This window comes from Microcoleus sp. FACHB-831, from assembly GCF_014695585.1.
Lineage (GTDB): Bacteria > Cyanobacteriota > Cyanobacteriia > Cyanobacteriales > FACHB-T130 > FACHB-831.
On the sequence record NZ_JACJON010000077.1, the window covers coordinates 163,526 to 177,457 of the forward strand.

Consider the following 13,932-nt stretch of genomic DNA (forward strand, 5'->3'; position numbering starts at 1 on the left):
GACTTTTGGTTGTTGAGTGGAAGTTAAATAAGGAAGGAATTTTAGAGATGTCAAATCAAACATTAGAAGGCTTTAGACTTTCCCCACAACAAAAGCGTTTGTGGACATTACAACAACTAACTGAAAGCATACCTTATCGCGTACAAGCTGGGATTCTGATTGAAGGAAATTTTAATAAAGAAGTTTTAAATATAGTTTTACAAAAGGTAGTTAATATCAATGAAATTCTTCGCACTAATTTTAAGTGCTTACCTGGGATGACAATCCCGTTACAAGTGATTAATGATTATTGTCCACTTGAAATTGATGAACATGATTTAACTAATTTAGAATTAGAAATTCAAGAAAACAAAACTGATTTTATTTTTCAGGAAATGCTCCAACAGCCTTTGGATTTAGAAAAAGGCTCAACTTTGTCTGCATCTATAGTAACTTGGTCAGCAGACAAGCACATATTATTATTAAGCTTATCGGCGATGAATGCTGATAGGACTACACTGGTTAATTTAGTTGATGAGATTAGCAGTTGTTATTCAGCAACTTTAGCAGGAAAAGAGATTGAGGAACAACCACTTCAATATGCTGATATTGCTGAATGGCAATATGAATTACTAACCGAAGATACAGCCCAAGGTAAAGAATATTGGCAGAAAGTTAACCTTAGTAATTTAAGCAGGATTCATTTGCCTTTTGAGCGTAAAACTGCTCTTAATTTAGAGTTTGCGCCAAAAGTGTTAGGCTTAAAGCTGAGTCCAACTATATCTAAAGATTTAGCCGCTTTAGCAAAAAGTCATGAAATATCAAATGAGACTTTTGTGTTAGCTTGTTGGCAAGTATTAATCTGGAAACTAACGGCACAGTCCGATTTAGTTGTAGGAGTCGCTTGTAATGGTAGGAAATATGAGGAATTAGAGCCAGCTTTAGGTTTATTATCTAAATATGTGCCAATTCAGTGTCAGTTAGACGAGCAATTACCATTTAGTCAACTATTACAACAAGTTCATCAAGCGGATAGTGATGCGTGTAAATGGCAAGAATATTTTCACTGGGATGATTTTATCTCCAAAGAAGAAACATTGCCATTTCTACCCATTTGTTTTGAATTTAAGCAAGTAGATAATCAATCTTGTAATGCGGGCGTTTCGTTTTCAATATATAAGCATTATTCCTGCATTACCAAATTTAAAATCAAACTGTCATGTTTACAAAAAAATGATGAAATTCATTTTCAATTGTATTATGATGCCAGTTTATATGATTTAACAGATGTCAAACGGATAGCAGAATATTTTGAAATATTGTTAATCAGTGCTGTTAACAATCCAAAATTTACTATTGGTGAATTAGAGTTATTAAAAGATGCTACTCGTCAACAACTATTAATCGACTTCAACAATACATCAGTCGATTATTTTAGTGATAAATGTATTCACCAGTTATTTGAAGAACAAGCAGCACGTACACCAGATCAAATTGCTCTGGTATTTGAAAATCAGCAATTAACATATAAAGAACTTAATGAAAGAGCTAATCAGTTAGCGAATTACTTACAAAAACGAGGAGTTAAACCAGAGGTAATTGTAGGAATTTGCCTTGAACGTTCCCTGGAAATAGTCATTTCAATGCTAGGCATTCTTAAAGTTGGTGGTGCATATTTACCACTAGATCCAGCAATGCCAACGGAACGTTTAAAACTGATGTTGCAGGATGCACAAACGCCAGTATTATTAACGCAACAGCGTTTAGTAAATAAATTAGGCGATTGCACTCCTAATATAATTAGTCTAGATACAGACTGGGATGAAATTGCTCAAGAAAGCAATCAAAATTGCAGCAGTATAGCCACAACAGAAAATCTAGCTTATGTAATTTATACATCGGGTTCTACTGGCAAACCGAAGGGAGTTGCAGTCGAACATCAGCAAATACTGAATTATCTATATGGCATCCTACCCAGGTTAGATTTAGCCGTTGTTTCTAGCTTTGCAATGGTTTCAACCTTTGCTGCCGACTTAGGAAATACCGCTATTTTCCCCGCCTTATGTACAGGTAGTTGCTTACATATAATCCCTCAAAATGTAGCCTCCGATCCCGAAACACTAGCAGCATATTTCGAGCATCATTCTATTGATTGCCTTAAAATTGTCCCTTCGCATCTGGCAGCTTTATTAACCTCTCCTAAAGCAGCATCAATCTTACCTCGTAAGCGTTTAGTTTTAGGTGGTGAAGCTAGCCATTGGGATTTAATCGAGCGCATTCAGAAATACGCCCCTGATTGCCTCATTATTAACCACTATGGGCCAACAGAATCAACTGTCGGAGTACTCACTTATCAAGTTAGCGATAATAACCTACGTCATATTTCTGAGACGGTTCCCATAGGTCGCCCCATAGCGAATACGCAAATTTATATCCTCGATTCTCACCTTCGACCTGTACCAATAGGCGTAACAGGAGAACTTTATATTGGTGGCAATAGTTTAGCGCGAGGGTATCTAAATAAATCAGAAATAACGGCAGAAAAATTCATTGTTAATCCATTTAGCGATCGCCCTAATTCCCGCATTTATAAAACTGGAGATGCAGCCCGTTATTTACCGGATGGAAATATTGAATTTTTAGGCAGAATTGACAATCAAATTAAGATTAGAGGTTTTCGCATTGAGTTAGGTGAAATTGAAGCAACAATTAGACAGCATCCAGATATAAAACAAGTAGTAGTAATTGCCCGAGAAGACGCACTTGGAGAAAAGCGGATTATTGCTTACTTTCTTCCAAGTTCAGAAAATGTAGAGACGTTGCATACAACCTCTCTACAACAGGGGAAACCTATACGAGAATTTTTACAACAAAAGCTGCCTGATTATATGATTCCGTCAGCTTTTGTGCAGCTAAAAACTTTTCCTTTAACTGCCAATGGTAAAGTAGATCGGCAAGCTCTACCAGCACCGGAGCAAGCTAATTTAGTAGGTTCTTTTGTTGCTCCGCGCAACCATATTGAAGAAACTTTAGCTGCTATTTGGACAGAAGTTTTAAAAATTGAACAAGTAGGAATTTACAACAATTTTTTTGAGTTGGGAGGACATTCCTTACTTGCAACTCAAGTAATTTCCAGATTGCGCCAAGCTTTCCAAATTGATTTACCTTTACATCATTTATTTGAAGCGCCTACTGTTGCAGGTTTAGCTGTAGTTATTGCCCAAAAAATATCTGAACAAGCAGATGAAAAAATGATGGCTGAAATGGTCGCAGAACTAGAACAACTTTCCCAGGAGGAAGTTCAAAAAATACTTGCTAATGGAGGGATTAACTAATGAGTAACTTAATTAATCGTATTGCTGAACTTTCTCCCGAAAAACGCGCTTTATTACTCGAACGACTGAATAACAAACAAGAAAATATCAACCCCATAGAAATTACTCGCCAAAGCCGCGAGTCTAACTGTTTCCCTTTATCTTTTGCTCAACAACGGTTGTGGTTCTTTGACCAATTAGATCCTGGCAACCCAACATACAATATTTGTTCAGTGGGTCGTGTAACTGGAAAATTGAATGCGATCTGCGCTTCGCCGCTGCACTTCGCGATCGCACTCGAACAAAGCCTTAATGAAATCATCAGACGGCACGAAATATTACGCACAAATTTTAAAGTAGTCGATGGGCAACCTGCACAAATTATTGCTCCTAGCCTGAAATTAACTATTCCCGTAATTGATTTAAGGGAAATGCCTGAAAGTCGGCGTGATGAGGAAGTACAGTTATTCGTTAATCGAGAAGCAGAACGCCCCTTTGATTTGCAAGAAGGGTCTTTATTGCGAGTCAGCTTGCTACATCTAAATGAAGCAGAATATTTATTAGTATTCTGTATGCACCATATCATCTCTGATGGTTGGTCTGCGGGGATATTTATTCAAGAATTAGCAACGTTATATACTGCATTTGCTCGTAAAGAAGTTTCGTCTAACGTCTCTACGCCTCTACCTGAATTAAATATCCAATACGCTGACTTTGCGGTTTGGCAGCGCCAGTGGCTACAAGGAAAAGAATTAGAAAATCAACTGGAATATTGGCAAAAGCAACTAAGTGGCGACCTTCCTATTTTAAATTTACCAAGCGATCGCCCGCGTCCAGCAGTGCAAACTTTCCGAGGTGCGGTAGAAAAGTTTGTTCTACCCCCAAACCTCACTCAAGCATTAACAGAATTAAGCCAGCGACAAGGTGGAACTTTATTTATGGCACTGCTGGCAGCTTTCAATATCTTGCTTTACCGTTACACAGGGCAAGAAGATATTTTAGTTGGTACTCCCATTGCCAACCGTCAGCGCCAAGAAATCGAAAAATTAATTGGGTTATTTACTAACACTTTGGCAATGCGTACCGATTTATCTGGTACACCCACCTTCAAAGACTTATTAGCGCGAGTCCGAGAAACAGCTTTAGGCGCATACAAACATCAGGATTTACCATTTGAAAAGCTAGTTGAAGTTCTGCAACCAAATCGCAACCTCAGTCATAACCCAATCTTTCAGGTATTGTTTGGTTTGCGTAACATCAAAATGCCGACTTTAGAACTACCCGAAGTTACTCTTACACCTGAAGAATTAGAACGCAAAACATCGCGGTTTGATTTATCACTAGATTTATGGGAAGAAGCTGACGGCATTAATGGCGTGTTTGAATACAGGACAGATTTGTTTGATGCCAGCACAATACAGCGCATCGCAAGACATTTTCAAATCTTGCTAGAAAGCATTGTTGCTAATCCCGATTGCCCTATTTCTACATTACCGTTACTGACAGCTACAGAACAGCAGCAAATATTAGTAGATTGGAATAATACGCAAACAACTTATTCCGAAAATAAATGTTTACATCAGTTAATTGAACAGCAAGCAGAGAGATACCCTGAAAAGATTGCTGTAGTATTTGCTGACCAAAAGATTACATATAAAGAACTCAATCAACGCGCTAACCAACTAGCACATTACCTGCAAAAGTTAGCTGTAAAACCAGAGATACCTGTAGGTATTTGTGTAGATCGTTCCTTAGAAATGATAATCGGACTGCTTGGCATTCTCAAAGCAGGCGGCGCGTATGTACCTCTCGATCCAGCATATCCGCCAGAGCGTTTAGCTTTGATGCTGGAAGATTCCGAAGTTACAGTATTATTAACCCAAAAACATCTATTAAATACTCTCCCATCCCATAGCGCCCAAACTGTTTGTTTAGATAATTGGCAATGGCAAGAAACTAAAAGTATAAATTCCCTTGCAAAACCCACTAATCTTGCTTATGTAATTTATACTTCTGGTTCCACAGGACGACCCAAAGGAGTTCAAATAAACCACGCTTCTGTGGTCAACTTCTTATGTTCTATGCGTCAGCAAATAGGAATAACAACAAAAGATGTCATGTTAGCTGTTACCTCCTTATCATTTGATATTGCTGGACTGGAATTATTTTTACCCATAATTGTTGGCGCTACTGTTGTTATTGCTAGTCGAGAAGTAGCTGCTGATGGCATCCAGTTATTAGAAACATTAAATAAATGTAGTGCTACATTTATGCAAGCTACACCAGCTACTTGGCGAATGCTATTAGCAGCAGGATGGCAAGGTAGCAAAAACTTAAATATTCTTTGTGGTGGTGAAGCCTTACCTCAACAACTCGCAAACCAATTACTTGCAAGAAGCGATCGCTTTTGGAATTTGTATGGCCCTACTGAAACTACAATTTGGTCTACTATCCATGAAATTAAATACCAAGATCAACCAATAACTATCGGTCATCCAATTGCCAACACCCAGACTTACATACTAGACAGCTACTTACAACCTGTCCCTGTAGGTGTATTTGGTGAATTACATATTGGTGGCGGTGGTTTATCTAGAGGCTATTTAAATCGACCAGAATTAACAGCAGAAAAGTTTATTGCTAACCCGTTACTTTTGTCAGAATGCAACTATAAAGCAAAAAATTTAGTTGATAGTTCCAATCTACTCTACAAAACTGGAGACTTAGCCCGATATCTACCTGATGGCACAATTGAATTTTTCGGACGTATCGATCATCAAGTTAAAATTCGTGGTTTCCGCATCGAATTAGGTGAAATTGAAGCGTTACTAACTCACCACCCAGAAGTACAACAAGCTGTAGTTGTTGCAATTGATCATCCAGGTGATAAGCGACTGGTAGCTTATATTGTCACTAATGGCGAAGCATTGCCAGCAAATTCTCTACGCCAATTTCTAAAAGAGAAATTGCCAGAATATATGATACCTTCAGCTTTTGTGCTGTTAGAAGCATTGCCTCTCACGCCCAATGGCAAAATTGATCGTCGCGCTCTACCTGCTCCTGAAAATAATAATCTGGAATTAGATAATAATTTCATTGCACCTCGCACTGAGGTTGAAGAAATCATTGCTAATATTTGGACGGAAGTTTTAGGAGTTCGGCAAGTAGGAATTCACGATAACTTTTTTGAGTTGGGAGGACATTCTCTATTAGCAACTCAGGTTATTTCCCATCTACGCGCAACATTTGAGGTGGAATTACCCTTACGCTGTTTATTTGAATCGCCTACTGTCGCTGGTTTAAGCGAATATATCAACAGCAATAGCACGCAGCAAAAACTAGAAATTCCCGCTATTCAGCACGTCCCTCGCCATGTAGAGACGTTGTATACAACGTCTCTACCATTGTCATTTGCTCAAGAGCGTTTGTGGTTCTTAGATCGATTAAAACCTGGAGATCCTGCTTATAATATTCCTGCTGCTGTACGTCTTAAAGGTGCGTTAAATATCACAGTATTAGAGCAAAGTCTCAATGAGATCATCAAACGGCATGAAGTTTTAAGAACCAGCTTTGGTTTTGCACAAGCACAACCGATTCAAATTATTGCTGAATCTATCACCCTAGATATCCCCATAGTAGACTTGCGAGAACTATCTATAAGTGAACGCGAGCAAAAAATTCAGCAATTAGCTACACATGAAGCGCAACGTTCATTTAACTTAGCGCAAGCACCTTTACTGCGAGTTACCTTACTACAGATAGATGTAACAGAATATGTAGTGCTATTTACTATGCACCATATTATTAGCGATCGCTGGTCAATAGGTGTATTAGTTCGAGAATTAGCAGCACTCTACACCTCTTTCTCTGCTGGTAAACCTTCACCTTTAACAGAATTATCGATCCAATACGCTGATTTTGCTGTTTGGCAGCGAAATTGGCTAGAAACTACCCAAGAAAATGGCTATTCTCCCCTACAAACCCAATTAGATTATTGGAAGCAACAATTAGGCAGTAAATTACCTGTTCTCAAATTCCCCGACCAACTGCCTCCAAAACCTACGCCTACCTTCCAAGCAGCTACTCACTCTTTCCTCTTACCTGCTGACTTAACTACTAAACTTAAGACTTTAAGCCGCCAGGAAAACGCTACTTTATTCATGACATTGCTAGCAGCTTTAAACACGCTGCTACACCATTATACAAGTGCAGATGACATTGCTATTGGTACTGATGTTGCTAACCGGAATCGTGCCGAGATTGAACCCTTAATTGGCTTCTTTATTAATATCTTAGTTTTACGCAGTGACTTAAGCGGCAATCCTACATTTCGGCAATTATTGCAACAAGTACGCGAGAAATCATTAGGAGCTTATGCACATCAAGATTTACCTTTCAATAAGCTAGTCGAATTACTTCAACCGGAACGTAAATCAAGCCAAGCACCCCTATTTCAGGTGTTATTTGTCTTGCAAAATGCACCGATGCCAGCTTTAGAACTGCCAGGATTAACCTTGGCTCCTCTAGAAGTCGGTAATGAAACAGCTAAATTCGATTTAGTTTTATTTGCTGAAGAAACCGAAACAGGAATCATCGGCACTTGGAAATACAACACAGATTTATTCAACAGCAGCACAATTTCTCGCTTATCTAAATATTTGGAGACCTTATTAGTTAGCATTTCTGCTCAACCTGATGCCAGAATCAATACCTTAGAACTTCTTACTGAATCAGAAAAGATGACACAAATTCAAGAACAACAACAACGACAAGAAGCAAATCGTAAGAAATTTAAATTTGTTAAACCCAAAGTTGTTGCCTTCCCCCAAGAAGAATTGATTAAGTCTGAATATTTCCAGCCTGATCAAAAACTACCTTTGGTGATTAAGCCAAATGTAGCAGATATAGATTTAATAGATTGGGCTAAAAATAATCGTCAATTTATTGAACAAGAATTATTAAAACACGGCGCAATTTTATTCAGAGGATTTAACGCAACTGCGGTTGCCGATTTTGAAAACTTTGCTCAAGCTATTTGCTCAGAATTATTTGCTGAATATGGCGACTTACCCCGCGAAGGAGTAGGTGGTAAAGTTTACGGTTCTACTCCTTATCCAGCCGATAAAGCAATTTTATTTCATAATGAAAGCTCACATATGCACAGATGGCCAATGAAAATTTGGTTTTACTGTGTACAGCCAGCGCAGGAACGGGGAGAAACGCCAATAGTTGATTGTCGCAAAATTTATCAACTCCTCGACTCTAAAGTTAGAGATAAATTTGCCAAAAAAGGCTTAATGTATGTTCGCAACTACACCAACGGATTAGATGTAAGTTGGCAAGATTTTTTCCATACCAGCGATAAATCAGCAGTTGAAAGCTTTTGCGATCAGAACGGAATTGAGTTGGAATGGAAAGCAGATGGCGGTTTAAAAACAAGAGAAATTCGGCAAGCGATCGCTAAACATCCCAAAACAGGCGAATGGGTATTTTTCAACCAAATCATGTTGCATCACATTGCTTATTTAGATACATCGGTACGCGAATCTTTACTTTCATTATTTGGTGAAGAAAACTTACCACGTAACGTTTATTACGGTGATGGTACGCCAATTGAACAATCAGCAATTGATGAAATCACTGCTATTTACAAGCAAGCTGAAGTTGCTTTTACTTGGCAGAAAGGCGATATTATTATGCTGGACAATATGCTAGCTGCACACGCACGAAATCCTTATGTAGGGCAGCGTAAAATTGTTGTTACCATGGGCGAAATTGTTAATAGTAAAGATATAAAAGTTGCGCCAAATATAAGCCCAAACCCTTAAGGGTAAAGCTACACAAACAAAGTTCGCCTGCGCGGACTGACGATAAAAGCCGGCGGGGTTTTAATAAATAGGTAAAATAACACAATGCAAGTCCAAGAAAGAATCATTAACGGTTTTCGTCTTTCCCCTCAACAAAAGCGGGTTTGGTCTTTACAAGAAGACAGTTTAGCTTACTGTGTTCAAGCTGCTATTCTCTTAGAAGGTAATCTAAAAAAAGATATCCTTAAATCAGCTTTAGAACAAGTTGTCAGCCGTCAAGAAATCCTCCGGACTCATTTCTTAAAACCAACAGGAGTTAAAACACCTGTACAGGTTATAAATGAAAAAAGTTCACTGTTTTGGCAAGAAATTGATTTAAGCGATGCCGTCTTTGGCGGCAGGCAAAGCCATCGCGACTCACAAGCACAATTCAACCAAGTTGAATCTTTATTTCGGGAAGCCAGGTTAATATCCAGTAACTTTGAAGAAGGTTTAGTATTACATTCTTCATTAATTAATCTCTCAGCTAACAAGCATATTTTGTTAGTAAATTTACCTGCCCTTTGTGGTGATAGTTATACGATTAAAATTTTAGTTCAGGAAATTAGTCAGTGTTATAATGCGTGCGTTCAAGGTATAGAACTATCAAGTGAAGAAATCGTACAATATTTACAATTTTCTGAATGGCAAAATGAATTACTAGAAGATGCAGACGCAGAATTAGGTAAAAAATATTGGAAAAAATATAATCTGTCTACATTACCAAAAGTAACACTTCCTTTTGAAAATAAACTGCTTGCAGATTCTTCTAAGTTCCATATTGGTTCTTATAAGTTCAAGATTGATGCTAGCTTGCTAACACAACTAGACGCGATCGCGCAAAAACACAATTCATCAATTGCTAATTTATTACTAACTTGCTGGCAGGTTTTATTGGGGAGATTTACCGAAGAATCTAACCTAACTATCGGTATTGCTACGAACGGGCGCAAATATGAAGAATTAGAAACAGTAATTGGGCTGCTAACTAAATATTTACCCCTGTCTGCCAAGTTAGAAGAAAGCTTCTCATTTAAAGAAATCTTGCAAAAAATTAACAAATCAGTCCAAGAAGTAGAAGAATGGCAAGAATATTTTTCATGGCAAAATTTGGCTGAATCGCAAAATATTAATCCTGATTCAGTTTACTTGCCTTTTAGCTTTGAGTTCCAAGCGGAAACAGCAAAGTATTCTGCTGGTAACATTACCTTCTCAATTTATCAGCAGTTTGCTTGCAGTGACCGTTTTAAAGTTAGGCTTTCCTGTATCCAGCAAGAAGATAGTTTAGTCGCTGCTTTTGACTATGATGCTAACTTGTTTAATGTTGAAGATATCAAACGATTAGCCGAACAATTTCAAACTTTAGTAGAAAGTGCGATCGCTAATCCAGAAGTTAGCATTAGTCAGTTAGATATTCTCACACAACGCGATCGCCAGCAATTACTCTATGAATTTAACAATACTCAAACAGTCTTTCCACAAGACAAGTTGATTCATCAACTGTTTGAGGTACAAGCACAAACCAAGCCTAATAACATAGCTGTTGTGTTCGAGCAACAGCAACTCACCTATGCGGAACTAAACTCTCGTACTAACCAAATCGCTCATTACTTGCAACAACAAGGTGTTAAACCAGAAACAATTGTCGCTATCTGCTTGGAGCGGTCATTAGAAGCAATTATAGCGATTTTGGGTATTCTGAAAGCAGGCGGTGCCTATTTACCCTTAGATCCTAGCTTTCCTACACAAAGCTTGCTAGAACGGCTACAGGATGCTCAAGCCCAGATACTGTTAACTAATGCTATCATTCAACAACAACATCCAGCTCTTAGCCCTCCTGTTATTCTTTATTTAGATACAGATGAGCAAGAAATCACTAGCCAAAGTCATGACAATCCCCTCAGTCAGGTCGCTAAGGAAAACTTAGCTTACACTATTTACACCTCCGGCTCTACAGGTAAGCCTAAGGGGGTAGGAATTGAGCATCAACAGATTCTTAACTATGTATATAGTATTCAACAAAGATTAGACCTGCCAGATAACGCTAGTTTTGCCTTAGTCTCTACCTTGGCGGCGGATTTAGGGAATACAGCTATCTTCCCCACTTTGTGTAATGGTGGTTGCTTGCATATCATTTCTACCGAACATGCTACTAATGGTCAGCTATTCGCTGATTATTGTCGTCAACATCAGATTGATTGTCTCAAAATCGTACCATCACATCTAGAAGCGCTACTAACTTCGCCATCGGCTCAAGAATTATTACCAAAAGCGCGATTAATTTTAGGGGGAGAAGCTTGCAGTTGGGAATTGATTAAGAAGGTTCAACAGTTAGCTCCTGAGTGTAAGATTTTTAATCATTATGGGCCTACAGAAACGACTGTTGGGGTATTAACTTATCAAGTTGGACAAATTAATTTAAATTCTCGGACTGTACCTTTGGGTAAAGCGCTAGCCAATACTCAAGTTTTTGTCTTAGACTCACAGTTACAGCCTGTACCGATTGGCCTACCAGGCGAACTCTATATTGGTGGTGATTGTTTAGCCAGGGGTTATTTAAATCAGCCAGAACTAACAGCTGAACGATTTATTCCCCATCCTTTTATCAGTTATCCGTCAACAGTCACCAGTCAACAGTCACCCAAAATTTACAAAACTGGCGATTTAGTACGTTATCAAGCAGATGGCACTTTAGAGTTTTTAAGCAGAGTTGATAACCAAGTAAAAATTAGAGGCTTCCGAATTGAATTAGGAGAGATTGAGGCAGTGCTATGCCAACACCCCAGTATTCAACAAGCTGTAGTTTTATTGCGAGAAGAGCAGACAGGCGATCAAAGACTTGTAGCTTATATAGTACCTAGTAAAGATATAGCAGCAACTATTGAAGATTGGCGTAATTTTCTCAGAAAGAGATTACCGGAATATATGCTACCTACCGTATTTGTACGGTTAAAAACTTTACCACTAACGCCTAATGGTAAAGTAGATAAGCAAGCTTTACCAACTCCCGATTTACTCAATTCAAAACCAGAAAGCTCTTTGGTAGCTCCTCGTGATGGAATAGAAATCCAACTTAAATATATCTGGGAAAAACTTTTACAAGTTGGCCCAATTGGGGTGAAAGATAACTTTTTTGATCTTGGTGGCCATTCACTTTTAGCTGTGCGTTTAGTTGCTCAGATTGAAAAGCATTTGCAGCGAAAAGTAGCACTAGCCACTTTATTACAAAAACCTACCATTGAGCAATTAGCCGTTATTCTGCGTCAACAGCCAGATTCTAAATCTTGGTCTCCTCTAGTACCTATTCAGCCATTAGGTAATAAAAAACCTTTTTTCTGCGTACATGGTAGTGGCGGAAATGTTATGTGTTTCCATAATTTGGCAATTCATTTAGGTACAGACCAACCTTTGTATGGATTAGAATCACCTGGATTTTATGCAGAATGCGAGCCTTATCACCGAATTGAAGACATGGCAAGTTGCTATGTTAAGGCATTGCAGAGCCTACAACCAGAAGGACCTTATTTGTTAGGTGGTTGGTCTATGGGAGGATTGATAGCCTTAGAAATGGCTGTACAGCTACAACAACAAGGCCACACAGTAGCTTTGTTAGCTTTATTAGACACAAAACCACCAATTTTGAGCAATCAATCTCAACAGGAAACCGAATTTAATGATGCTTATTTATTAGCTAACAAAGCCGTAGAAATGGCTAAGTTTTTTGGTAAAAATATTTCGATTTCAGAAGCAACCGTTAGTCAACTTGAGCCAGAAGAACAGTTGAACTATGTTCTCGATATTATGAAGCAAGCAGATTTCATTCATCTAGATATTAACTTACAGCAAATCCGCTCTTACCTACAAGTTATTAAAAGCCATAAAAAAGCTGTAATGGATTATGTTGGTAAAGTTTATAATGGAAAAATTACTTTATTTCAAGCTGACCAGCAACGATTTTTTGAGGAAGATGATAAAATTAGTAAAAATATAGTTGAGTTAGGTTCAAGTTGGAGCAAATTTATTTCTCAACCCTTAGATATTGAGACTATCCCTGGCGATCATTATACAATTATGGCTGAACCTAACGTACAAGTTTTAGCCAATAAACTAAAAAGTTGTTTAGATAAAATTTAAGTTTGTGCAAAAAATCAATTTTCCGTATTTATTTTATGGTGAAAATTGATTTTTTTAAAATAGGGGATGGCACATAGTAAATGCCTGCACCAGCATAAATTTAAGCAAATCAAAAATTTTTAGTATTACGCCAGAACACAGGCGCACTTGTGAATTTTATTTACCCCTATTCTGCACTTAAACCTTCCCATGTTTTAGGTACTTAAGAAGTTTTGACTCGTCAAGCGCAAAACTAAACCAGTGCATTTTGTTTCTACAACTAACTCGATTTCTCCGGCTCAAGGTTCTGGAGTTAAGATAATTAGCGAAAATGACATTATCAATCCCGGTGAGGTTATGGAAACAGGCTATGCCAAGAGTAAATGGGTAGCCGAAAAGTTAATTAATATGGTTCTTCAGCACTTGTTATGCTAAACTAACAATTAAAATGCCAGCTTAATAAGCATCTTACTCGGAAATTTTCAAAATTTCTAAATCCATAAGCAGAGCGTTTAATTAGTTTAAGTTTGTTATTGATACCTTCAACGCCACCACTAGTTGTCCTATTATAGCACTTCTCACATAAATGAGATACACTAATTAGCATTGAGTCAGCGAATTTGGGATGAAAGCATATTCGATTGATTTACGGAAAAAAATTATTGAGGTTCACGAAAGGG

3 protein-coding genes and 2 pseudogenes are annotated in these 13,932 nt (G+C 38.0%); 4 read left to right on the forward strand and 1 reads right to left on the reverse strand.

What is annotated here, in order from left to right; genetic code table 11:
* Positions 1-5: 5 nt before the first annotated feature.
* The 4 genes and pseudogenes from H6F77_RS25220 to H6F77_RS25235 form a co-directional block, all read left to right on the forward strand.
* Positions 6-3,314: a non-ribosomal peptide synthetase gene (locus H6F77_RS25220; protein WP_242022608.1), complete on the forward strand. Its 3,309-nt coding sequence runs from the start codon at positions 6-8 to the stop codon at positions 3,312-3,314.
* Complete coding sequence (locus H6F77_RS25225) at positions 3,314-9,121, forward strand: non-ribosomal peptide synthetase (protein WP_190491665.1); 5,808 nt, start codon at positions 3,314-3,316, stop codon at positions 9,119-9,121. The genes H6F77_RS25220 and H6F77_RS25225 overlap by 1 nt, the downstream gene beginning before the upstream one ends.
* 84 nt (positions 9,122-9,205) lie before the next feature.
* Entirely contained in the window at positions 9,206-13,273 is a 4,068-nt protein-coding gene (locus tag H6F77_RS25230; RefSeq protein WP_190491666.1) for a non-ribosomal peptide synthetase, read from the forward strand.
* A 237-nt stretch (positions 13,274-13,510) separates the two neighbouring features.
* Positions 13,511-13,687, forward strand: a pseudogene (locus H6F77_RS25235) (SDR family oxidoreductase); the annotation flags it as partial.
* A gap of 1 nt (position 13,688) precedes the next feature.
* On the opposite strand, the pseudogene H6F77_RS25240 reads toward H6F77_RS25235, so the two are convergent.
* Positions 13,689-13,817: pseudogene (locus tag H6F77_RS25240) on the reverse strand (transposase); the annotation flags it as partial.
* Between the last annotated feature and the right edge of the window lie 115 nt (positions 13,818-13,932).